The organism is Pseudomonas sp. PDNC002 (genome assembly GCF_016919445.1).
Lineage (GTDB): Bacteria > Pseudomonadota > Gammaproteobacteria > Pseudomonadales > Pseudomonadaceae > Pseudomonas.
On the sequence record NZ_CP070356.1, the window covers coordinates 5,585,312 to 5,609,825 of the forward strand.

The following is a 24,514-nucleotide window of genomic DNA, read 5'->3' on the forward strand; positions in this document are numbered from 1 at the left end:
TTTTTTGCGCCTCATGGCCCGCAGGAGCGGAACCATCAAACCCTGGTAATGAAAAAGCCCCCGACGTCTCCGCCAGGGGCTCTCCAAAGCACCCGCCGCTTGCGTGGAGCAGCCGGCGCCATTCGGGCGAGGGTTGCGCCCTCGCCCGCCGTGCTCAGCGAACGGCTTCGAACAGGCCGGAGGCGCCCATGCCGCCGCCCACGCACATGGTGACGATGCCGTAGCGCAGGTTGCGGCGCTGCAGTTCGCGGACCAGGTGACCGACCTGGCGCGAGCCGGTCATGCCGAAGGGGTGGCCGATGGAGATGGAGCCACCGTTGACGTTGTACTTCTCGTTGTCGATCCCCAGGCGATCACGGGCATACAGGCACTGGGAGGCGAAGGCTTCGTTGAGCTCCCAGAGGTCAATGTCGGCGACTTGCAGGCCCTTGGCCTTGAGCAGCTTGGGTACCGAGAACACCGGGCCGATGCCCATCTCGTCCGGCTCGCAGCCGGCGACGGTGAAGCCACGGAAGAAGGCCTTGGGCTTGAGGCCCAGCTCCAGGGCTTTATCCAGGCTCATCACCAGGGTCATCGAGGCGCCGTCGGACAGCTGGGAGGCGTTGCCGGCAGTAACCGAGCCGTCCTCGGCGAACACCGGCTTGAGGGAGTTCAGGCCTTCGAGGGTGGTTTCCGGGCGGTTGCAGTCGTCGCGGTCGACCACGGCGTCGAGGACTTTCTTCTCGCCGGTGGCCTTGTCTTCCACCAGGTACTTCACGCTCATCGGCACGATTTCGTCGTCGAACAGGCCTTCGGCCTGGGCGCGAGCGGTGCGCTGCTGGCTCTGCAGTGAGTACAGGTCCTGCTGCTCGCGGGTGACATTGTAGCGGCGGGCGACGATCTCGGCGGTCTGGCCCATGGGGTAGTAGATGCCAGGGAACTCGTCCTTCAGGCGCGGGTTAACGAAGTTGTCGAGGTTCTGCTTGCCCATGGTCAGGGTGATGGACTCGACACCGCCGGCGACCAGGATGTCGCTGCAGCCCGAAGCCACCTGGTTGGCGGCGATGGCGATGGCCTGCAGGCCCGAGGAGCAGTAGCGGTTCAGGGTCATGCCGGCGACATGGATGCCGAGCTTCGACAGCACCGCCGCGTTGCGGCCGATGTTGTGGCCCTGGGCGCCTTCGTTGGAGCCGGCACCGACCACGCAGTCGTCCACCAGCAGCGGATCGAGGTTGTTGCGCGCCAGCAGCGCGTCGATGCAATGGGCGACCATGTCGTCCGGACGGGTCATGTTGAATTTGCCACGGAAGGACTTGGCCAGGCCGGTACGGACGCTGTCGACGATCACCACTTCGCGCATGGGAAACCTCGTTGCTTGTTGTTGGACTGAGGGAAGGTGTGGTCCGAGCATAAGCGGCGCTGAGGACACACCGCGACGATCATTCACCAGCCGTATAGCCGTGCCCCCACCCTCGTTGGGCAGGGACAAACGAAACCGCCGCCCGAAGGCGGCGGTTTCGCGGAGCGCGTGCAGGTCAGACGGTATCGGTCTTGATCGCGTGGTCACCCAGCAGGCCGTTGAGCACGGTGTGGGTATCCCCGGCGGAGAGCACACCGTTGCCGACGTGGCCGGCGTATTTGGCGGAGAGGTCGACGTTGGCCAGGTCGATGGTCTGGGTCGCTGTACCGCCACTGGTGGGGCTGACGCCGATGCTGGTGGTGCCCGCATTGACCGAGAAGGTCAGGTAGTGGGCGAGCGAGTCGGCGGTGGGCAGCGCGCCCTGCAGCAGGTCGGCCAGGTTCAGCGAGTCGCCTTCGGCGATGCTGAAATCCTTGACCACGTCGTGCCCGGTGTCGCCGGCCTTCCAGATGAACTCGTCGGCTCCGGTGCCGCCATACATGATGTCGTCGCCGGGTCCGCCGATCAGCTTGTCGTTGCCACCCTGGCCGAACATCAGGTCGTTGCCGGCCCCACCTTCGAGGATGTCGTTGCCGCCACGGGTGTCGCCGGCGACGTTCAACTGATCCGCATGCTGGACAATGTAGTTGGTCACCTGGGCCACCGTCGGCGCGCTGCCGTTGGTGGCGGTCAGGTAGTCCACCAGCGCCTGGTAGCCCTGGCCGTTGTGCGTGCCGGCGGCATGCCCGGCCCAGGCCAGCGAATCGGTGTTGATCACGTCACCGAAGATGATGTCGTTACCCGCGCCACCGACCAGGTGGTCGTTGCCCACGGTCACCGGCGTGCTGGTGCTGAAGCCCTCCTGCAGCGCCGCCTGCAACTGCTCGGCGGTGTTGATGATCTGCGGCTGGCCGACGGCGGCGTTGATGGTCTGCCCGTCCAGCGTCACGGAGCCGTTGCCGGTGGTGTCGGTGTTGTCGAAGAACTTCAGGTAGTTGTTGTTGATGCCGTCGCCGATACCGATGGCATTGACGTCCACCGCATTGTCCCCGGTGAGCGCGCCGGCGTGGTGCAGCATGTCATTGCCGGAGGTGAGCGCGGCGTTGATGTCGTTGTAGTTGGTGGTGTCGCCCGAACCGCTGTTGCCGTTGTACACGGTGGGGTTGCCGTCGGTGAGGAAGAACGCCAGGTTGATGTAGCCGTGGGCCGCATCGGCATGGTTGGTCGTCACCTGGGTGTTGAACCACTGCGAAGCGGCTTTCATCGCGTCGTCGTAGTTGGTCGCACCGTTGGCGCTGAGGGTGTTGATGGCGGCGATCAGGGCAGCCACGTTGGCGGTGGTGAGACCGTTGAAGGTGTTGACGTGGGAGTTGTCGCTGAACGACACCAGGCTGACGTTGATCACGCCGTCATGGCCCTTGATGGAGTTCACCAGGTTGATCAGCGCGTTCTTCGCCAGTGCCATCCGCGATATGCCGCTGCCGGAACCGTCGGCCATGCTGCCGGAGGTGTCGACGATCAGCGAGATGTTGTAGTTCTTGCCCGGCTGGGTATAGACCGACACCCCGCCGGCATCGCCGATCAGCACGTCATTGCCGCCGCTGCCGTTGATCTGCCCCGCCTTGTCCGCATCCAGCGGGCTGGGGATGGTGTGCAGAGTGGACGAGCCGTCGACATCGCCACTGTTGCTGCCCACCACCAGGATCGGCTGGCCGTACTTCAGGCAGATGTTGAGGTTGGCCGACGCGGTATCGCCATCGCCATCGATGATGGTGTATTTGAACACCTCGCTGATCTGCCCGCTTTCCGGGAACTGCACGCCGGCCTTGGAGGCATAGGTGTAGTCGCCGGCATGGTGGCCGCTCACGTCCTTGAGGTAGACGGTCAGCGTGCCGCTGCTGGTCTGGATCGTCAGCAGGCCGCTGCCGGTGTTGTAGCTGCCGGTGGCCGAGGTGGCGTTGGGGTTCACGTTGGTCAGGTTGCCCGAAGCATCCACCGCGAACTTCTCACCACCGAATTCGACCTGGGTGATGCGCACGGTGCCGTCGGCGCTCACGGGCAGGTCGTTGGCCAACAGGTTGCCGCTCACCGAGTCGATGGTCACCAGGTTCTGCAGGGTGGCCGTCAGGTCGGCAGGCTTGGTGACGATGATCGGATCACCGGTGTTGGTGACGCCCTTGAGGTCCGCATCGGTGATCGAGGCGCCCAGCCCCACGGCGTAGGCATCCACGTGGTTGGTGGCGTCATTGTTGTCGCCGTCCGGGTTGGCCAGGAAGCCTTTCCACTGGGTGATCGCCGTGTTGGTGTCGCCCACCGTCGGCTCGCCATCGGAGATGAAGTACACACGGTTGATCGCCGCCGGATCGTGGCCGCTGGCGGTGATGTCGGAGGTGACATTGGTCTTGGCCAGGTCCAGGGCGGCCTGGTAGTTGGTATCTCCGCTGGCGCTGAGGCCGTTGATCTTGCTCACCAGCGCGGTGTACTGCGCATCCGAGGTGCCGGTGAAGTTGAAGTCGCCCAGGTCCTTGGCGGTGCTGGCGAAGCTCAGTAGCGACACGTGGATGGCAATGCCCATGGCGGCGTACTGCTGCAGCATGCTCACCAGCGCCGCCTTGGCATTGGCCAGCTTGTCGCCCTGCATGCTGCCGGAGACGTCCACCACCAGCGTCAGGTTTACCGCCGGCGGCGCCTGCTGCACCAGGCAGCGCGGCGAGTCGTCCACCGCGGTCGGGCCGTCGTCGAGGAAGCTGAGCTTGCTGCCCAGGTCAATGTTGGCGGACTTCGTGTCGCCGTCGCCATCGGTCACCGTGGCGGCGAGGCCGATCTTGCCGGTGACCAGGCTCAGCGAGTCGTTCGGATCGCTGCCATTGGGGTGCTTGAGCGCCAGCTGCTGATCGAGCTTGACCACACCGGTGCTGCTGTTGAGCGTCACGGTGAAGGCGGTCGCCCCGCCAGTGCCGCCGACGCGGCCCTCGACCTGGGTGTCGCTGACCTTGACCAGCACGATGTTCTGCCCGTCGGTGGTCTGCAGGCCGCTCTGGGTGCCGTTGGTGGCGGTGAGGCTGTATGTCGTGCTGCCACCGTCGGCACCGGGATTGGCGGTGAAGGCGCTGCTGAAGTTGGCCGTGGCATCGACGTCCAGGTGCGTCTCGTCGACGGTGAGGCTCGGCGCGGCGTTGGCGTCCGCAGTGATGCTCGGACCGTCGTCGTGGAAGCTCAGCTTGCTGCCCAGATCGAGGCTGGCGGACTTCGAGTCGCCGTCGCCATCGGTAATGGTGGCGGTCAGGCTGATCTTGCCGCTGGCGATGCCCAGGACATCGTTGGGGTCGTTGGCGTCCGAATGCTTGAGCGCCATCTGCTGGTCGAGGGTCACGCTGCCATTGCTCAGCGTCAGGGTGAAGGCGATCGCCCCGCCCTGCCCGCCGACCCGGCCGACCACGCCGTTGCCTTCGTTGTACAGGTAGATCTTGTCGCCATTGGTCACGCGCAGACCGCTGTCGCTGCCGTCCTGCGCCGCGACCACCTTGTACACCAGGGTGCCCGCGCCATCGGCGCCGTAGCTGCTGGTGAACAGGCTGGTGACATTGGCGCTGGCATCGGAACCCAGGGTGGACTCGTCCACCACCAGGGCCGGAGCGCCCTGCGCGCTGGCGGTGATGCTCGGGCCGTCGTCGTGGAAGGTCAGCTGGCTGCCCAGTTCGACACTGGCGCTGTGGGAGTCACCGTCGCCATCGGTGATGGTAGCGGTCAGGCTGATCTTGCCGCTGGCGATGCTCAGGGCATCGTTGGGGTCGTTGGCGTCCGAATGCTTGAGCGCCATCTGCTGGTCGAGGGTCACGGTGCCGTTGTTCACCGTGACGGTGAAGGCGACAGCGCCGCCCTGCCCGCCAACCCGGCCGACCACACCATTACCTTCGTTGTACAGGTAGATCTTGTCGCCGTTGGTGACGCGCAGGCCGCTATCGCTGCCATCCTGCGTCGCCGTCACCTGATACACCAGCGAACCGGCGCCATCGGCACCGTAGTTGGTGGTGAACAGGCTGGTGACGCTGGCACTGGCATTGGTGCCCAGGCTGCTCTCGTCCACCACCAGGGCCGGACCGTGGTCCTGATTGGCGACGATGGTCGGGCCATCGTCGTAGAACACCAGCTTGCTGCCCAGATCGATGTGGGCGCTGTCGGTGTCACTGTCGCCATCGGTGATGGTGGCGGTGAGGGTGATCTTGCCGGCAGCGATGCTCAGCCCTTCGTCATCGTTATGGGTGTCGGGGTGAATGAAGGCCACGCGCTGATCCAGCGTGAGCGCACCGCCATCGGGACGAACCACGAAGGCGACCGCGCCGGTACCTTCGACCTTGCCCACCACGCCGTTGCCATCGTTGAACAGCAGGATGCGTGCGCCACTGGCGCTTTCACGCAGGCCACTGTCCGTGCCGTCCTGGGCCACGCTGACCTTGTAGGTGATCGAACCCGGACCATCGGCGCCGAAGTGCGCGTCGAACAGTTGCGACACCAGGCTGGCCTCGACACGCGCATCGCTGCCCAGCGTGGACTCGTCCACCTCCAGGCGGATGTCGGCCTCGGTGCACGGCTGGATGCACGGACCATCGTCGAGGAAGGTCAGCTTGCCGCCCAGGTCGATGTGGGCATTGGCGCTGTCGCCGTCCTTGTCGGTAATGGTGGCGGTGAGGGTGATCTTGTCGGCGCCGATGCTCAGCGGATCGTTCGAGTCGCTGGTCACCGGGTGTACCAGGGCGCGCTGCTGGTCCAGGGTGATCGCGCCATTGTTGAGCGTCACGCTGAAGGCCACCAGGTTGGTGCCCTCCACGCGTCCTTCGACACCGTTGACGGTGTTGAAGAGGAAGATCTTGCCGCCGGTGGCGGTGTCCTTCAGCCCACTGTCGGTACCGTCGGTGGTCGTCAGTTTGTAGCTGATCGAACCGGCGCCATCATTGCCGAAGTGAGCATTGAACAACGCTGCGACGTCGCCGGCCGATGCCTTGTCGTCGGCACCCAGCTTGGTCTCGTCGACCGTCAGCTTGATATCGGCATCGGTGCACGGCTCGATGCTCGGGCCATCGTCGTAGAACACCATCTTGCTGCCCAGGTCGACATGGGCCGAGGCGCTGTCGCCATCCTTGTCGGTGATGGTGGCGGTGAGGGTGATCTTGCCGCTGTCCAGACGCAGCGGATCATCCGGATCGCTGGCGTCCGGATGCAGCAGCGCCAGGCGCTGGTCGAGCTGCAGCGCGCCGTGGTCCTCGCTGACCACGAAGGCGATGGCATTGCTGCCTTCGACACGCCCCACCACGGTGCCGCTCTCGTTGAACAGCAGGATGCGGTCACCGCTGGACGACTCGCGCAGGCCACTGTCGGTGCCATCCACCGTGCTGACCTTGTAGGTGATGGTGCCCGCGCCATCGGCGCCGAAGTGCGACTCGAACAGCAGGGAAACCAGGCTGGATTCGACGCGGGCATCGTTGTCGAAATTGGTCTCGTCCACTTCCAGGCTGATGTCGTACTGGGTGGCCGGCTGGATGCACGGACCGTCGTCGAGGAAGGTCAGCTTGCTGCCCAGATCGAGGTGGGCGCTGGCGCTATCGCCGTCCTTGTCGGTGATGGTCGCGGTGAGCGTGACCTTGCCGTCCAGGCTCAGGGCGTCATTGGCATTGGTGGTATCCGGATGCGCCAGGGCACGTAGCTGTTCCAGGGTGACCTTGCCATCGCCATCGATGGTCACGCGGAAGGCCACGGTGCTGGTGCCTTCCAGGCGACCTTCCACACCATTGGCGGTGTTGTAGAGGAAGATCTTGCTGCCGGTGGCGGTGTCCTTCAGGCCGCTGTCGGTGTTGTCGGCGGCACTGAGCTTGTACTCGATGCTGCCGGCACCGTCGGCGCCATAGTGGGCGTTGAACAGGTCGGCCACGGAGTCGCTGGTGGCCGGTTGGCCGAGGTGGGTTTCATCCACGGTCAGCTTGATGTCGGCGTCCTGGCACGGGGTGATGCTCGGGCCGTCATCGAGGAAGGTCAGCTTGCTGCCCAGGTCGATGTGGGCCGTGGCGCTGTCGCCATCCTTGTCGGTGATGGTCGCGGTCAGGGTGATCTGGCCGCTCAGACTCAGGGCGTCATTGGGGTTGGACACATCCGGGTGCGCCAGGGCACGCAGCTGTTCCAGGGTGACCTTGCCATCGCCGTCGATGCTCACGCGGAAGGCCACGGTGCTGGTGCCTTCCAGGCGGCCTTCCACGCCATTGGCGGTGTTGTAGAGGAAGATCTTGCTGCCAGTGGCGGTGTCTTTCAGGCCGCTGTCGCTGTTATTCGCGGCGCTAAGCTGGTAGGTGATCGAGCCGGCGCCGTCGGCACCGTACTGGCTGCTGAACAGATCGGCGACCGAGTTGCTGGTGGCCGGCTGGCCGAGCTGCGTCTCGTCCACGGTCAGCTGGATGTCCGAGCCTTCCACTGGCGCAATGCGCGGGCCATCGTCGAGGAAGGTGAGTTTGCTGCCGAGGTCGAGCCCGGCGCTCTGGTGGTCGCCGTCAGCATCCGTCACGGTGGCGGTGAGAGTGATCTTGCCGGCACCGAGGCTCAGCGGATCATTGGCATCGGTGGCATCCGGGTGCACCAGTGCACGCACCTGGTCTAGGGTGATCTTGCCGTCCGGGCCCAGCGTCACGCGGAACGCGACTGCGCCCCCTTCCCCGCCGACACGACCTTCGACGCCATTGGCGGTATTGAACAGGAAGATCTTGTCGCCGCTGGCGGTGTCTTTCAGGCCGCTGTCGGTGTTGTCGGTGGTACCGATCTTGTAGGTGATCGAGCCGGCGCCGTCGGCGCCGAACTGGGCGTTGAACAGATCGCCCACCGCCACGCTGCTGGTAGCGTCCTGACTCAGGTCGGACTCATCCACCGTCAGGTGCAGGCCTTCGGTATTGCCCACCGCGATGCTCGGGCCATCGTCGGTGAAGCTGACGCGGCCACCGAGGTCGATGGAGCTGCTGGAAGAAACGCTGTCGCCATCACGGTCGGTGACAGTCAGGTTGCCCTGCAGCTGTACCAGGCCGGAGTCGAGCACGGCGTTCTGGCTGGCGTAGTCGCCGTCACTGCCCGGCAGCGCGTGGTCGATCGCACTGAACTGGGTCAGCGTCACCACCCCCGTGCCGCCATTCACCGACAGCGAGAAGATGGTGTTCTCGCCGGTGATGCCAGCCGCACTGGCGGAGGTGGACGCGACGATGGCGCCGCCCACGCTGTACAGGTAAATAGCCGCGCCGCCACTGGTCAGGCCCGAATCGGTACCGTCGGCGCCCACCAGCTTCAGGCTGTAGCTCAGTTCGGTGCTGCCCGCGCCGTCCGCGCCATAGTTGGCGGTGACCTTGAAAGCCCCGCTGTAGTCGGCGGTGGAGGTATCGAAGGCGGCGCCGGCGGTATTCGCGTCATGGGTCTGCAGCAGCACGTCGACGCCAAGATTGGCGGACAGGCCGGCCTGCGGCGCGTCGTCGACGATCCCCACGGTGAGGCTGCTGCCCGCGGTGGAGCCATTGCCGTCGGTAACGGTGTAGGGGACCTCGAACGTCAGGGTGTCTTCGGCGCCCTTGACCGGATGGTCCACCGGCTGCAGCAGGTTCAGCTCGTACGCGCCGGTGTTGATGTCGGTGAGGGTCAGGGTGAATACCGGCGCGCCGTTGGCGCTACCGGTGAGCACATGACCATCGGGGCTGACGCTGTAGGTAATGGCGACGCCACCGGAGGTCAGGTTCGGCAACCCGGCGGTGCCCCAGGAGAAGCTGCCGACGCCGTCGGTGCCAAAGCTGTAGCCAAGATTGCCGGTGAAGGTCGCACCCTCGCCGGCAGCATCGGGAATCCCGCCGGGCAGCCCGGCCTCGAACACGCTCGCGGCACCCGGGCCGGCACTCGGCAGCCCATCCACCGGCGGTGGCGGCTCGACAGGCGGCGTGACGACCGGCGGTTCGGCCTGGGCGTTCACGGCGGGTAGAGCGACCTCATGGTGGGGGAACAGTGGCCCGCCTCCAATCGGTCCAGTGGGGAAGCCGATATCCGGCGTTACGTGGCCACCTACTTCGGTCAGCAGTACGAACGAGTGGCCGCCACCGGGCTTGCCGTTGGCGGCGTTCCCGGCAGTGGGACCGGCGGCAGTGGCCTCTGCTTCCTTGGTGGGGTCGGCGCCGGCAGCGATGGCGGCCTGCAATGCCTTGGCGTCGGTGAGATCTTTCTGCGAGGGCGCCGCCGGTTGCTGTGCAACCGCTTCGTCACCCTGTTGCGTCTGGTGCGCGGCGGCCAGCATCTGCGCCGTCATCGGTAGCGAGCTGTCACGTCCCAGCGTGATCTCGCCACCGCCGGCGACCTTCAGCGCCACCGCGCCATTGGCGCCGGTGACCAACTTCTCGCCGACGAACACCTTGTCTCCCTGCTCCAAAGGACGACGCGATCCATCGGCGGCTACTGCAAACACTTCGCCGATTACCTTGCTGACGACACCCATCAAAGTAGCCATGAGTCCTTCCTCCGCTCCACTGCCCGCGGTCGGTTCCACCGACACGCAAGTAACCGAAACAGGCCATGGCACGCTTGTATCCGGATGCTGCGAAGAAAGTTGCGAAGGGTGCAGAAAGGACTGGTAGCGCTTCGGTATCAAAAAGCCAGCGACAATTTTTTGTCATGCTGGCCACGCGTTTTCTTGTCCTTCTGCGGTGGTCCCCGCCCTTACTGCTACAAACCGTACCTGGCTTCGTCGCAAGCGCCTTTCCCGCCCATACCCAGGAAATACGAGGGCTTGCAGGCTTAAACAATGTGCTGCTTTTCACATGTCTCATAAGATTTTTTCTGAATAACACTTGTGAAAAATTCTTCTGAGCTTCTCGAAAAGTTGTTCTTAGCTCTGATGTTACAGGCGTGAAACGCTTGATAAGAGAAAAAAGCCAATAAATTGGCGATTCGAGAGCATCGAAGTACCAGAACACCAGGAGCACAGCCATGCGCAGTCGTAACGCGGCACTATGGAGCGGTGTATTTTTGGCGGTGTCGGGTGTCCATGGGCAAGCCATGACCCTGACCGAAGCTATACAAAGCACGCTGCAGTACCACCCGGAAATCAGTCAGAGCGTGAACAGTCGCCTGACTGCGGATGAAGAACTCAAGTTTGCCAGGGGAGGATATCTGCCAACCGTCGATCTTCTGCTCGGCTACGGTCGGGAGAACACCGACAGCCCGTCGACCCGAGCGATCGGCAATCACAACGACGAAACCATGAACCGCGGCGACGCCGAGATTCGCTTGCGGCAGATGCTGTTCGACGGTTTCGGCACGCCCAACGAGGTCAAACGCAACGAGGCCAACGTCAACTCCAAGGCCTACCGGATCCTCGGTACCTCGGAGACCGCTGCCCTGCGCACCGTCGAGGTCTACCTCGAAGTGCTCAAGCGCCGCGAGATGGTGACCCTGGCGCGCAACAACCTGCAGGCCCACGAACGTATCGGCGACCAGATCCGTCTGCGCAGCGAGCGCGGCGTCGGCAGCACCGCCGACAATGACCAGGCCATCGCACGTCTGGCCCTGGCGCAGAACAACCTCTATACCGAGGAAGTGAACCTGGCGGATGCCGAGGCCAACTTCTATAGCGCCACCGGCAAGATGCCCGATCAGCTGGAATCGCCGTCGACCGTCAAGGCCGATGTGCCGCCGGACCTGTTGCAGGCTCGCCAGTCAATGCTCAACGACAACCCGCTGCTCAAGTCCGCCCAGGCCGACGTGAACGCCGCGGAGAGCCAGTACGAGGCCGCCAAGGCGCCGTTCTACCCGCGCTTCGACGCCGAACTGGCCAAGGCCGCGAACAACAACGTCGACGGCGACGAGGGCCACTACAACTACTGGGAAGCCCAGGTAGTGATGCGCTACAACCTGTTCAACGGGATGCGCGACAAGGCCCACCTGAACGCCACCTCGCACCAGATCAACGAGTCCAAGGACGTGCGCAACAACGCCCTGCGCCTGCTCAACGAGAACCTCTCGCTGGCCTGGGACGCAATGGAGAACTCGCGCAAGCAGACTCAACCGGCCCGCGAGTACGCCGACTACACCCGCAAGGTGCGCGAGGCGTATCAGCAACAGTTCACCCTCGGCCAGCGCACCCTGCTCGACCTGCTGGACAGCGAGAACGAACTGTTCACCGCCAACCGCCGCTATACCGAGGTGCGTTACACCGAGGAATTCTCGATGTACCGCGTGCTCGCCAGCATGGGCTACCTGCTGAAAACCCAGCATGTGGTGGCACCCCATGAATCGGTGGCGCTCTCGGAAGTGAAGAACGAGGCACGCCTGCCTGAGCTGAAATAAGAAAGTCGCTCGCGACCGCCAGCCTGCCCCGCGCCGCCCGGCGTCGGGGCGACGATCGTGAAGCGATACGACGGGGCACGGAACACCCGGCGCAGTGGACGCCGGCGGGTACCTGCGGGTACTCGCCGGCGAAAATCGGCGCCAGGGCAGACGGCCCGGGAGGAAGTAGCGTGACCATGATCATCCAGGAGCGCGGCACACCCGCGCCGGGCGATCCGCGCCTGAGCCATGACGACCCCCTGCTCGATGGACTGCTGATCCTCTGCCGCCTGCACGGCTGCGCGGTCAGCCGCAACAGCCTGTCCGCCGGGCTGCCGCTGCCCGACCAGCGCCTTTCCGCCAGCCTGCTGCCCCGTGCCGCCGCGCGCGCCGGTTTGCAAGGACGGCTGCTGCGCCGCGAACTCAAGAGCATTTCCAGCCTGAACCTGCCAGTCCTGCTCTTGCTCAATGACGGCCGCAGCGCGGTCCTGCGCCAGTGGCGTGATGACGGCAAGGCGCTGATCCTGCCCTGCGAAACCGAAGGCGGCGAGCAGGCCGTCAGCACCGACGAACTGGCCGCCCAGTACAGCGGCCAGGCGTTGTTCGCCCGCCCGCGCCACGAACTGGAAGCCGCGCGCAAACCCCTGGTGCCGCGCGTCGAAGCCTGGTTCCGCGACACCCTCAAACTGTCGCGCTGGCTCTACACCGACGCCCTGGTCGCCAGCCTGCTGATCAACCTGCTGGGCATGCTGGTGCCGCTGTTCGTCATGCAGACCTACGACCGCGTGGTGCCCAACCAGGCCCTCTCGACGCTCTGGGTACTCGCCGCCGGCCTGCTGCTGGGAACGATGTTCGAACTGCTGCTGCGCGTGCTGCGCTCCAACCTGCTGGACATGGCCGGCAAGAAGACCGACGTGGTGCTCTCCGCCACCCTGTTCGAGCGCATCACCGGCATGTCGCTCAAGGCCAAACCGGAAACCGTTGGCGGCTTCGCCCAGAGCATCCATGACTTCCAGGGTCTGCGCGAATTCCTTACCGCGCTGACCCTGACCAGCCTGATCGACCTGCCCTTCTCGATCCTGATGATCCTGGTCATCGGCCTGCTCGGCGGCTGGCTGATCGCCATTCCGCTGCTGGCCTTCCCCCTCACCATCGTCTTCGCACTCATTATTCAGAGCCGCCTGCGCGACACCGTGCAGAAGAGCCTGACCCTGGGCGCCGAGCGCCAGGCGCTGCTGATCGAAACCCTCGGCGGACTGGAAACCCTCAAGGCCTGCGGCGCCGAGAGCGAGCGCCAGTACCGCTGGGAAGCCACCCATGGTGCCCTGGCGCGGCTGGACAACCACGCGCGATTCCTTTCCGCCCTGGCCACCAACGGCACCCTGTTCCTCCAGCAATTCGCCGGCATGGCGATGATCTGCGCCGGGGTCTACAGCATCCTCGCCGGCAACCTCAGCGTCGGTGCGCTGGTCGCCAGCTACATGCTCAACAGCCGCGTGCTCGCCCCGCTGGGGCAGATCGCCGGGCTGATCACCCGTTACCAGCAAGCGCGCCTGACCATGAAGAGCACCGACGCGCTGATGGAGCTGCCGCAGGAGCGCCAGGCCCGCCAGCGCCCGCTGGAGCGCACCCAGCTGCACGGCGCGCTGGAGGTGCGCCAGTTGAGCTTCAGCTACCCGGAACAGACGACGCCTGCACTGAACCACATCAGCCTGCGCCTGGCGCCCGGCGAGAAGATCGGCGTGATCGGCAAGAGCGGCTCCGGCAAGAGCACCTTCGGCCGCCTGCTGATGGGCTTCTACCATCCCGACGAAGGCCAGATCCTGCTCGACGGCCTGGACCTGCGCCAGCTCGATGTCGCCGACCTGCGCCAGCAGATCGGCTACGTGGCCCATGACCTGCCGCTGCTTGCCGGTAGCCTGCGCGACAACCTGACCCTCGGCGCGCGCTACGTCAGCGATGCGCGGATGCTCGAAGTGGCCGAGCTGACCGGCGTCAGCGAGCTGGCCCGGCAGCATCCGGCCGGCTTCGACCGTCCGGTGGGCGAGCGCGGCCAACTGCTCTCCGGCGGCCAGCGCCAGGCCGTGCTGATGGCCCGCGCACTGCTGCTCGACCCGCCGATCCTGCTGCTGGACGAACCCACCAGCGCGATGGACAACAGCAGCGAGGAAATCCTCCGCAAGCGCCTGCACGAAGCCTGTCGCGACAAGACGTTGCTGCTGGTCACCCACCGCACCTCGATGCTCAGCCTGGTCGATCGCTTGCTGGTGCTCGACAGCGGTCGGATCGTCGCCGACGGGCCGAAAGACGCGGTCATCGAAGCATTGCGCAAGGGCCACGTCGGCCCGGCAGCGGGGTAATCGCCATGCAGTTTTCCCAGTCGATCCGCAGCTATATGGGCGGCAATGGCGCCCGCGACACCGAGTTCATGCCCGAGGTGCAGGGCACCCTGCTGGAGGACTCGCCCAATGCCACGCGCATCACCTTGTGGGCCGCGCTGGCGCTGCTGGTAGTGGCCATCACCTGGGCCTACTTCGCCGACATCGAGGAAGTGACCAAGGGCGAAGGCAAGGCCATCCCCTCCTCCAAGGTGCAGACCATCCAGAACCTGGAGGGCGGCATCGTTTCGGAAATCTTCGTCCGCGAAGGCCAGGTGGTGGAGAAGAACCAGCCTCTGCTGCGCCTGGATGACACCCGCTTCTCCTCCAACAAGGGCGAGACCGAGGCCGACCGCAACTCGCTGGAGGCGCGCGTGGAACGCCTGCGAGCGGAAGCGGACGGGCGCACCCCGGACTTCACCGACGACCTGAAGAAAGCTGCACCGCAAGTCGTGGAAGACCAGATGGCGCTCTACCAGACGCGCATGCAACGGCAGAGCAGCGAGCTGAACATTCTCCAGGAGCAACTGCGGCAGAAGACCCAAGAGCTGCAGGAGTTCCGCGCCAAGACCCAGCAGTATCGTTCCAGCCTCGGCCTGGTCCAGCAGGAGATCAACATGTCCGAGCCGCTGGTGAAGGCCGGCGCGGTCTCGCCCGTCGAACTGCTGCGCCTGCGCCGCAGCGCCGTGGAAATCGCCGGCGACCTCAACGCCACCAATCTCGCCATTCCCCGCGCCGAGGCCGCGGTGAACGAGATCCAACGCAAGGTCGAGGAGTCGAAACTGGGCTTTCGCAGCGACGCGCTGAAGGAGCTCAACGACGTCCGCACCGACCTCAACAAGCTCACCGCCACCAGCCGCGCCATCGACGACAAGGTCAACCGCACCCTGGTCGTGGCGCCCCTGCGCGGCATCGTCAAACAGCTCAAGGTCAATACCATCGGCGGTGTGGTGCAGCCGGGCAGCGACATGGTGGAAATCGTCCCGCTGGAAGACAACCTGCTGGTGGAGGCACGCGTGCGCCCGCAGGACATTGCCTTCCTCCACCCGGGCCAGCCGGCCACGGTGAAGTTCACCGCCTACGACTACACCATCTACGGCGGGCTCAAGGCCAAGCTGGAACTGATCAGCGCCGACACCATCACCGACGACAAGGGCAACAGCTTCTATCTGATCCAGGTGCGCACCGACAAGAACCACCTGGGCACCGACGCCAAGCCCCTGCTGATCATCCCCGGCATGGTGGCGACGGTGGACATCATCACCGGTGAGAAGAGCGTGCTGGATTACATCTTGAAGCCGGTGTTGAAGGCTCGGTGGGAGGCGTTGCGGGAGCGGTGAGTTCCTGATGGGAGTTCTTCGCTCGGGCTTGCCCTCACCCAAGCCCTCTCCCAGAGGGAGAGGGGGCGGTTCGTGGCGGCTTGAAGGCGGAGTGATCGCTCTGCTGGTATCCGCACTTGCGTAGGAGCGGACTCCGTCCGCGATGTCTTTACGCCGCTCCGTTCTTGCAACGAGCCGCCGGTACGCGATCGCGCTACGAAACGAGGTATTCCTCTGCAATGCCACTCCCTCACCCCACCCCTCTCCCAGAGGGAGAGGGAGCCGCGCGTGCCGGCTGATGCCATGGTCCACACTTGATGCCGTACCGTCCCCTCTCCATCCGGGAGAGGGTTAGGGTGAGGGGCTCTTCAGCCACCTTCCGCGTCCCCTCGCCAATGCGCCCCCGGCCCTTCCTCCGCCAACTTGTCCCCCGGATTTCGCAATGGGCACGCCTCCATCGACAAACACCCACAGCCGATGCAGCCGTCCAGCTGATCCCGCAGCAGCAGCAACTTCTCGATCCGCTCGTTCAGATCCTCCCGCCAGCGCGCCGACAACCGCGCCCAGTCCGCCGCCGTCGGATTGTGGCCAGTGGGCAACGACCCCAGCGCCTCGGCGATCTCGCCCAGGGGAATGCCAACTCTTTGCGCGACCTTGATCACCGCTACCCGGCGCAGCGTGTCGCGCGAGTAACGGCGCTGGTTGCCGGCATTGCGCGTACTGGCGATCAGGCCCTTGGCTTCGTAGAAATGCAGGGCGGAAACGGCCACGCCGGCGCGCTTGGCCAGTTCACCGACACTCAGGTCGCGGTGCATGGAGCAGGGAGATGTTTTCTTCATGGGCTATTGACCTCAACTTAAGTTGAGGTTTTACCCTCGCCTGGCATTCGGTTCAAGACAGGGAGCCCAGAAACATGACTCAACCCAGCCCGATCACCGCCCATGCCTGCGTGGACAATCCGCACTTCGTGCTGCAGATCGAGATCGACGTGACACCCCAGCAGCGCCCGCACATCGCCGCCCGCCTCTGCGATTACCTGGCGCACCTGCAGGAGCTGTTCTACCTGCGCCCCGGCTACCTCGCCAGCGAACTGCACGCCGACGGTGAGCCGCAACGTCTCGTCGGCCGCCTGCACTGGCGCCGTCGGGAAGACTGGGAAGCCGCCTGGGATTGCCGCAGCACCGCCAGCGACCTGTTCGCCGACAGCCTGCTCAAGCTCGGCGCACGGAGCATCCGCTTCGGCAGCGGCGAGACCGAGCGCGTTCAGGCGTAGGGCGTACAACCGCTCGAGGTTGTACGCCGATACACCGCCCCTTTCGCCAGCTCCTCGGCCGAATCCGGAGCGCTCTGGGACAAAGGCCAATCGGCGTAGAACGCGGAGCGTTACACGCCCTGCGGCTTCGGCAGGCTCATATGCAACAGCGGGAACGGCCGCCCTTCACCATCGATGGGCGAGCGACCGGTCTGGACGAAGCCATAGTGCAGGTAGAACCCCACCGCCTGCGGGTTCTGCTCGTTGACGTCGACGCTCAGCGGGTCGCGCGACTCGCGCATGAAGTCGAGCAGCGCGCGACCGATGCCCCGACCACGGAGATCCGGTTCAATGAAGAGCATTTCCACATGGGTTTCGTTGAGGCCGATGAAGCCCAGTGGGCGGTCGTCGGCATCCGTCGCCACCCACACCTCGACGGCGGGCAGGTAGAGATCGCGGACCTGGGGCAGCAGTCCGTCGATGTCGGAGGCTTCCAGGAAATGATGGGTGGCGCGCACGGCACCCAGCCAGATGTCGAGCAGCCGCGGGTTGTCCGCAGCGATACGTTGGCGAATGAGCATGAGATCATCCTGATTCAGCTGATCAGATAGGGATAGCACGCCACGGAGTGGCGGCCGTTGTAGCGTCGGCAGCATGAATGCCCGCTTCGCGAATCAACGCCTGGGCGGAGCACGGCAGAGGCAGCCGGAAAGAGAGGGGCGCCAATCCTAACCAGCGCCCGCTGGCCGGTAAAGTCTCACGCCCGGTGCCAGCGCCAGCCGTCCCCGGTGCACTCCAGGCGCGCCTCCAGCTCGAGCTGTTCGAGAAACGCATCGTCGTGGGAAACCACGAGCAGTGCGCCCCGGTACTGCCGCAGCAAGATCACCAAGGCTTCGCGGGAAGGCAGGTCGAGGTGATTGTCCGGTTCATCCAGCAGCAGGAGTTGGGCCGGCTGCCGTGCATAGATCTCGCAGGCCAGCGCTGCCTTCAGGCGCTCACCACCACTGAGCGATCCACTGGGCTGCTCGACCCGCGCCGCTGGCAAACCCAACTGCGCCAGGCGCGTGCGCAGTACGGACTGCTCCTCGACAGGATTGCGCTCGCGCAGCAGCTCCAGCGCGGAGCGCTCCGGTCTCAGCCCGGCAAGATGCTGGTCGAGGTAGGCACTGCGCACCTTGACCGTGCACGTCCCGGCGGCAGGTCGCCACTCTCCGGCCAGCACCTTGAGCAGAGTCGACTTGCCGCTGCCATTTTTCCCGGTGATCGCCAGGCGGCGTGGGCCGCTCAGCTGCAGGTCGAGGGGTGCCGCAGTGCCATGGGGCAGTCGCAGTCCCTCCAGCAACACCACGCTGCGGGCCTCCGGCAATTCGCACGGCGGAGCGCTCAGTACCACCCTTGGGTCCTCGCGCAGTTGCCCGAAGGCTGCCTGCACCTCCTGCGCCAGCTGTTCTCGACGCTCGCCATGCTGGGTGGCAAGGCGCGCGATGCTGCTCTGGCTGCGCTCCTTCTGCCGGTCCACGAGGATCTTCGCCTGGTTGGCCTCCCGCGCGTCCTTGCGTCCCTTTGCCTGCCGATGTTCCTGGCGCTCGCGTTGCTCCTGCATGGCGCGTTGCTGGCGATCACGTTCCTGCTTGCGCCGCTGCAGCTCGCGCAGTGCGTTGTCCTGCTCCTGCTGGCGGGCTTCCCGGTAGAGCGCATAGCCCCCGGAGTAGCCGCGCAGCCCGGCGCACGACAGCTCGACGATGCGCTGCATGTCGTCCAGCAGCAGGCGGTCGTGGCTGATCAGGATCATCCCGCCCCGCCAGCGCTGAATCTGCTCGCGCAGAGCTTCGCGGCCGGCCCGATCAAGGTGGTTGCTCGGTTCGTCGAGGATCAGCCATTCCGCCTCACTGAGCCACGCGCCCAACGCCGCCACCCGAGTGGACTCGCCGCCACTCAGGCGCGCGGCGGGTGTGTCGGCTGCGAGGTACTCCAACCCGCAGGCGGACAGCTCCGCCTCCAGCCGCGCGCGGATGTCCCAGCGGCCGTCCAGCAGTTCGAAGTCGGCAGGATCGACCGCGCCCGCCTCGACCCGCGCCAGCGCATCGAGCAGCGGCTGCACGCCAGCCAGGTCCGCCACGCTGCGAAACGCCTGCGGTTCAATGCGTTGTGGCAGGTAGTGCACAGGCCCGGATGCCAAGCATCGCCCAGCGCTGGGTGCCAGGGCTCCGGCCATGATCCGCGCCAGCACGGACTTGCCCGCGCCATTACGCCCGACCAGCGCGGTGCGGCGCTCGTCGAAGGTTTCGTTGAGGTCGAGAAACAGTGGATCGCCCGTGGGCAATTGAAACGAGACGCCTTGCAGCGCCAGGGAGACAGGGTTCGTCATACGCAAATCCATCGGATGCCGGGTAACCCCCAGGAACGCAGCCTGGGACGGAAACGGGCCGTGAAACCACGGCGGCATCAATTGCGCATCGGACGAACACCTCGCGAAGGGGAATGAGGAGCGCAGTATAACGGAGCGGGCACGGCGACCGCAGCCATTGGGCGGGTGGCGGGCTCCGTAGGGACGACTGTCTTAACCTGGGAGCCCGTGCCTGCTCTCCCCCCTCACCCCAGCCCTCTCCCTCAGGGAGAGGGGGCAGTCTGTGCCGAGTGACGCCTTGCTTTCCTCCTGCACCCAACGATCCCCTCTCCCTCTGGGAGAGCGAGCAGCCTGTGCCGGCTGACGCCTTGCTTTACTCCTGCACCCAACGGCCCCTCTCCCTATGGGAGAGCGAAAAGTCTGTGCCGGCTGACGCCATGCTTTCCTCCTGCACCCAACGGCCCCTCTCCCTCTGGGAGAGCGAGCAGTCTGTGCCGGCTGACGCCATGCTTTTCTCCTACACCCAACGGCCCCTCTCCCTCTGGGAGAGCGAGCAGTCTGTGCCGGCTGACACCATGTTTACTTCCTGCACCGAACGGTCCCCTCTCCCTCTGGGAGAGGGTTAGGGGAAGGCGCAGGCACACAGATTGCCAGGGCGAATCCAACGCGCAATGACGCCGTCCGTTATGAGGAACGCGCCCCATGGTTACGCTGGAAAGTCTCCTCCCCCATCGCCGCGATCTGCCCCTCGATCAACGCATCGAACGGACGCAGCAGGTCCGCGTGTGACTGCGGCGCATCCAGCACATCCAGCGCATGCACCACCGCTTCGATGGTGGACAACGCTCCCTCGGCAGGCGCCTTGCGCAGGCGATAGCGCGAGGTGAGCCCCTCCGGCAGCACGACGCGCGGCAACGCGGCGAGACTCGGGTTGAGGTGGAGCAGCTTGCGCGCCTTGCGCCAGGTGCCATCGGGGACCACCAGCAGCCGTGGTTTATCCACAGGCCGCGCGGCCACCTCGACCAATCCCAGGGCGGATTCTCCCGGGAACAACAGCCAGGCATCCCAGGCGGCCAGCTCGAGACCGCTGAAATCCTCCCCCACCTTCAGCTCAGCATTGGCCAGGCCGAGCACAGCCAGCCGCGCGGTATTCAGCGCATGACCGACTTCGCTCGGATGCTGCAGGATCAACACACGGGTCCGGTTATCCACATGTGGAATCAAACCACACAGGCAATGCTTCAGCGGTCGCTCGCAACGCGGGCAGCGGGCGCGACTCATGACTGGCTCGGCTGGGTGCGCAGCAGGTCGCGGAAGTTCTGGATCAGCGGCTCGCGGGAACGGCCTCGGCGCAGGATCAGGGAGAACGGCGCCTGGTAGCCAAAGGTCGCCGGCAGCAGCGCACGCAAGCGGCCCTGCTCCACCCACGGATGGGCGTAGTGCTCGGGCAGGTAGCCGATATAGCCGCCGGAAAGAATCAGGATCAACTGCGCCTCCATACTCTCCACCGTGCCGGCGCTGTGCTTGAAGCCATGCCGAGCCAGTTCCGCCTGGCTCCAGTAACCGCGGCCGACCATGCGCTGCTGGGTGATCAGCTCGGCAGGGATGCGCCGTCCGTCGAACAGCGGGTGGCGGTCGCTGCAGTACAGCCAGTGCTGCTCTCTATAAAGCGGCTGATAGACCAGCCCGTTCATCCGGCTGAAGAACGAACCGATGGCCAGGTCCAGGCGGTTGTCCAGCACCGCCAGCTGCAATTCGTAGGGGCTCTGCACCTGCAGGTGCAGGTGCACTGCGGGGTGCAGGCCGCTGAAGGCGCCGATCACTTCGGCCAGCGGTAGCGCCGGGTCGGTCACGGTGGAATCCAGCACGCCGAGGTTCAGGGTGCCGCGCAGCTCGCCCTTGAGCGTTGCCGCATAGCGCTCGAAGCCTTCCAGTTCGCCAAGGATGCGCAGGGTTTCCTGGTGGAACAGTTCGCCCTTGCTGGTCAGCCCGAAACCACCCCGCCCACGATGGCAGAGCACGATGCCCAACTGGTTCTCCAGCTGGCTCATGTAGGTGCTGATGGCTGAGGTGGACAGGTTCAGCTCCTGCTGCGCCGCGGCGAACCCCTGACTGCGAACCACGCAGGCGAAAATCCGCAGCAGTTTGACGTCGGGCAATGCACTGGCGCTCATGGCGACTCCGTAAAACAGCGGCAAGACCGCTCTAGTTCAGGACTTTATGTAGCAGCGAAACGGATGATAGCAAGCCACCTATCTATTCGGGAGCCGCAGGCCATGAGCCTGGCGGGCCGTCTGCTGCGGCAAGGTGGCGCAGTCTAGCGATCAGGGAAAGTTTAGAAAACTCTGAAGTGATTATTTGTAGCCAGCGATTTTTTCCACTACCCCGCGTGGAGAGAATCCGGCCTCAGTATCAACAAGCCTGTTTCCACGAAGACAGCGATCAGCCTGAGGCCCTACCCATGGACAAGAAACTTCACCAGCCCCTGGGCGGTAACGAAATGCCGCGTTTCGGCGGCATCGCCACCATGATGCGCCTGCCGCATATCCAGTCCCCCGAAGAGCTCAACCAGCTCGATGCCGCCTTCGTCGGCGTGCCCCTGGACATCGGCACCTCCCTGCGCTCCGGCACTCGTTTCGGGCCGCGCGAAATCCGCGCCGAGTCGGTGATGATCCGTCCGTACAACATGGCCACCGGCGCCGCGCCGTTCGACTCGCTGAACATCGCCGACATCGGTGACGTGGCGATCAACACCTTCAATCTGATGGAAGCCGTACGCATCATCGAAGAGGCGTACGACAAGATCCTCGACCACGGCATCCTCCCGCTGACCCTGGGCGGCGATCACACCATCACCCTGCCGATCCTGCGTGCCATCCATAAGAAGCACGGCAAGGTCGGCCTGGTCCACATCGACGCCCATGCCGATGTGAACGACCATATGTTCGGCGAGAAGATCGCCCACGGCACCACCTTCCGCCGCGCGGTGGAAGAAGGCCTGCTGGACTGCGACCGCGTGGTGCAGATCGGCCTGCGTGCGCAGGGCTACACCGCTGAAGACTTCAACTGGAGCCGCAAGCAGGGCTTCCGCGTGGTGCAGGCCGAAGAGTGCTGGCACAAGTCGCTGGAACCGCTGATGGCCGAAGTTCGCGAGAAAGTCGGCGGCGGCCCGGTCTACCTGTCCTTCGACATCGACGGTATCGACCCGGCCTGGGCGCCAGGTACCGGCACCCCGGAAATCGGCGGCCTGACCACCATCCAGGCGATGGAAATCGTCCGTGGCTGCCACGGCCTGGACATCATCGGCTGCGACCTGGTCGAGGTCTCCCCGCCTTACGACACCACCGGCAACACCTCGTTGCTCGGCGCCAACCTGCTGTACGAAATGCTCTGCATCCTCCCGGGCGTAGAGCGCCGCTGAGCGCACGAGCACCTACATGAATAACGACGCCTGCGTAGCACAGGTGCTGGAGGCTGCCCGAGATCTCGTGGCAGCCTTCGCGCGCACCGACACCGAAGCCTACTTCGCCGCCTTCAGCGAGGACGCCTCCTTCATTTTCCACACCTGGCCGCAGCCGCTGCTGTCGCGCGCGGCCTATCGCGACGTGTGGGAAGGCTGGCTGCGTGACGATGGTTTCGAGGTCCTTGACTGCCTTTCGAGCAACACCTTTGTGAGCCTGCAAGGCGAAGACGTGGCCGTGTTCTGCCACGACGTCGCCACGCGGCTGCGCATCCAGGGAGAGGAAAGCCTGAACCACGAACGGGAGACCATCGTCTTCCGCCGTGATCCGAAACTGGGCCGCTGGCTGGCCACACACGAGCACCTGTCACCGTCTCCGACGCCATAAAGACAGGGCTCACCCGGGAGGAAGTCATGGATAACAAGAACAACGCACACGCAATCACAACGATTGAGACATTCGGGGTCGAACAGATCCCGGATCACGAACGCAACGCCACGCCCACCGACCTGTTCCGCATGATCTTCGGTGGCGCCAATACCTTCGCCACCGCCGTGCTGGGCAGCTTCCCGGTACTGTTCGGCCTGTCGTTCCAGGCCGGCGTCTGGGCCATCGTCCTCGGCGTGCTGGTCGGTTCGGTCATCCTCGCACCGATGGGCCTGTTCGGCCCGCTCAATGGCACCAACAACGCGGTTTCCTCGGGCGCCCACTTCGGCGTGCACGGGCGGATCGTCGGTTCGTTCCTGTCGCTGCTCACCGCGGTCGCGTTCTTCTCCCTCTCCGTGTGGAGCTCGGGCGATGCGCTGATCGGCGGCGCCAAGCGCCTGTTCGACCTGCCGGAAACCGACCTGACCCTGGGCCTGGCCTACGGCCTGTTCGCCGTGCTGGTGCTGATCGTCTGCATCTACGGCTTCCGCTTCATGCTGATGGTCAACAAGATCGCCGTGTGGGCCGCGAGCCTGCTGTTCCTGCTCGGCCTGTTCGCCTTCTCCGGCCCGTTCGACGCCAGCTACGCCGGCACCGTGCAGATGGGCAGCGAAGGTTTCTGGGCCGCCTTCATCGGCGCCGCCCTGCTGGCCATGAGCAACCCGGTGTCCTTCGGCGCCTTCCTCGGTGACTGGGCGCGCTACATCCCGCGCCAGACTTCGCAGAAGCGCATCATGCTGGCCGTGATCTGCGCCCAGCTGGCGACCCTGATTCCGTTCCTGTTCGGCCTGGCCACCGCCACCATCGTGGCCGTCAACGCTCCGGACTACATCGCGCAGAACAACTACGTCGGCGGCCTGCTGGCCGTTTCGCCGAGCTGGTTCTTCCTGCCGGTATGCCTGATCGCGGTGATCGGCGGCATGTCCACCGGCACCACTTCGCTGTACGGCACCGGCCTGGACATGTCCAGCGTGTTCCCGCGCCTGCTCAACCGCGTGCAGGCCACCCTGCTGATCGGCCTGCTGTCCATCGCCTTCATCTTCATCGGTCGCTTCGCCGCGAACCTGGTGCAGAGCGTGTCCACCTTCGCAGTGCTGATCATCACCTGCACCAGCCCCTGGATGGTCATTATGATCCTCGGCCTGGTGATCCGCCGTGGCTTCTACCACGCCGACGACCTGCAGGTGTTCACCCGTGGCCAGGAAGGCGGCGCCTACTGGTTCAACAACGGCTGGAACTGGCGCGGCATGGGTGCCTGGATCCCGAGCGCGGCCCTCGGCCTGTGCTTCGTCAACCTGCCGGGGCAGTTCGTAGGTCCCCTGGGCAACCTGGCTGGTGGTATCGACATCAGCCTGCCGGTCACCCTCGGCGTCGCCGCCCTGCTCTACATCACCCTGCTGCGGACCTTCCCGGAACCCGCCGGCGTGTACGGCCCCAAAGGCCCGCGCTGGGTCGGCAGCCATGACCGCCCGGTGCGCGGCATCAGCGAGCCCGCCGCCTGATTCATCGCTCCTCCAGGAGCACCCGCAAGACCCGTGAGACTCCACCAGGCCGGCAGCCGCCGGTCCGGTGAACCACCGTACGCCACAAGCGCGCGGCAACAATGACAATGCAAGTGTGAGGA

At 65.2% G+C, this 24,514-nt stretch carries 14 protein-coding genes; 7 read left to right on the top strand and 7 right to left on the bottom strand.

Annotated features, from left to right (window positions below; translation table 11 throughout):
* Positions 1-154: 154 nt before the first annotated feature.
* Together JVX91_RS25165 and JVX91_RS25170 are read right to left on the bottom strand one after the other, a co-directional pair.
* On the bottom strand, positions 155-1,339 hold the full coding sequence (locus tag JVX91_RS25165; protein ID WP_205336782.1) for a thiolase family protein: 1,185 nt from the start codon (positions 1,337-1,339) through the stop codon (positions 155-157).
* Positions 1,340-1,514: 175 nt separating this feature from the next.
* A complete protein-coding gene (locus JVX91_RS25170; RefSeq protein WP_205336783.1) occupies positions 1,515-9,890 on the bottom strand; it encodes a retention module-containing protein in 8,376 nt (2,791 codons plus the stop codon).
* A 479-nt stretch (positions 9,891-10,369) separates the two neighbouring features.
* Here JVX91_RS25170 and JVX91_RS25175 point away from each other — a divergent pair, with 479 nt between their 5' ends.
* The 3 genes from JVX91_RS25175 to JVX91_RS25185 all read left to right on the top strand — a co-directional run bounded on the left by JVX91_RS25175 (position 10,370) and on the right by JVX91_RS25185 (position 15,425).
* On the top strand, positions 10,370-11,728 hold the full coding sequence (locus tag JVX91_RS25175) for a TolC family outer membrane protein (protein ID WP_205336784.1): 1,359 nt from the start codon (positions 10,370-10,372) through the stop codon (positions 11,726-11,728).
* Between the two features lie 176 nt (positions 11,729-11,904).
* Complete coding sequence (locus JVX91_RS25180) at positions 11,905-14,067, top strand: type I secretion system permease/ATPase (RefSeq protein ID WP_205340101.1); 2,163 nt, start codon at positions 11,905-11,907, stop codon at positions 14,065-14,067.
* 5 nt (positions 14,068-14,072) lie between these two features.
* The gene (locus JVX91_RS25185; protein WP_205336785.1) at positions 14,073-15,425 is read left to right on the top strand and encodes an HlyD family type I secretion periplasmic adaptor subunit; all 1,353 of its coding nucleotides are present in this window, start codon (positions 14,073-14,075) and stop codon (positions 15,423-15,425) included.
* 347 nt (positions 15,426-15,772) lie between these two features.
* Here the strand turns inward: JVX91_RS25185 and soxR are convergent, their stop codons facing one another.
* Positions 15,773-16,243 carry a redox-sensitive transcriptional activator SoxR gene (gene soxR / locus JVX91_RS25190; protein WP_205336786.1) on the bottom strand — a complete coding sequence of 157 codons (471 nt, stop codon included), beginning with the start codon at positions 16,241-16,243 and terminating at the stop codon, positions 15,773-15,775.
* Between the two features lie 74 nt (positions 16,244-16,317).
* Between soxR and JVX91_RS25195 the strand changes: the two genes are divergently transcribed.
* Positions 16,318-16,677, top strand: coding sequence for an antibiotic biosynthesis monooxygenase (locus JVX91_RS25195; RefSeq protein WP_205336787.1), 360 nt, complete (start codon positions 16,318-16,320; stop codon positions 16,675-16,677).
* Positions 16,678-16,787: 110 nt separating this feature from the next.
* Here JVX91_RS25195 and JVX91_RS25200 read toward each other — a convergent pair whose 3' ends face one another.
* The 4 genes from JVX91_RS25200 to JVX91_RS25215 form a co-directional block, all read right to left on the bottom strand.
* Positions 16,788-17,237, bottom strand: coding sequence for an acetyltransferase (locus tag JVX91_RS25200; protein ID WP_205336788.1), 450 nt, complete (start codon positions 17,235-17,237; stop codon positions 16,788-16,790).
* Positions 17,238-17,413: 176 nt separating this feature from the next.
* Positions 17,414-19,024, bottom strand: a complete 1,611-nt coding sequence (locus JVX91_RS25205; protein WP_205336789.1) for an ABC-F family ATP-binding cassette domain-containing protein — start codon at positions 19,022-19,024, stop codon at positions 17,414-17,416.
* A 663-nt stretch (positions 19,025-19,687) separates the two neighbouring features.
* The gene (locus JVX91_RS25210) at positions 19,688-20,284 is read right to left on the bottom strand and encodes a DTW domain-containing protein (RefSeq protein WP_205336790.1); all 597 of its coding nucleotides are present in this window, start codon (positions 20,282-20,284) and stop codon (positions 19,688-19,690) included.
* A complete protein-coding gene (locus tag JVX91_RS25215) occupies positions 20,281-21,177 on the bottom strand; it encodes a LysR family transcriptional regulator (RefSeq protein ID WP_169940813.1) in 897 nt (298 codons plus the stop codon). The genes JVX91_RS25210 and JVX91_RS25215 overlap by 4 nt, the downstream gene beginning before the upstream one ends.
* Before the next feature lie 287 nt (positions 21,178-21,464).
* On the opposite strand from JVX91_RS25215, the gene speB reads away from it, so the two are divergent.
* Genes speB through JVX91_RS25230 form a run of 3 tightly spaced genes read left to right on the top strand, consistent with a single transcriptional unit; the run spans position 21,465 to position 24,392 of the window.
* Entirely contained in the window at positions 21,465-22,424 is a 960-nt protein-coding gene (gene speB / locus JVX91_RS25220; protein ID WP_024765260.1) for an agmatinase, read from the top strand.
* Positions 22,425-22,440: 16 nt separating this feature from the next.
* Entirely contained in the window at positions 22,441-22,851 is a 411-nt protein-coding gene (locus JVX91_RS25225) for a nuclear transport factor 2 family protein (protein ID WP_205336791.1), read from the top strand.
* Positions 22,852-22,877: 26 nt separating this feature from the next.
* On the top strand, positions 22,878-24,392 hold the full coding sequence (locus JVX91_RS25230) for a cytosine permease (RefSeq protein ID WP_205336792.1): 1,515 nt from the start codon (positions 22,878-22,880) through the stop codon (positions 24,390-24,392).
* Positions 24,393-24,514: the final 122 nt, after the last annotated feature.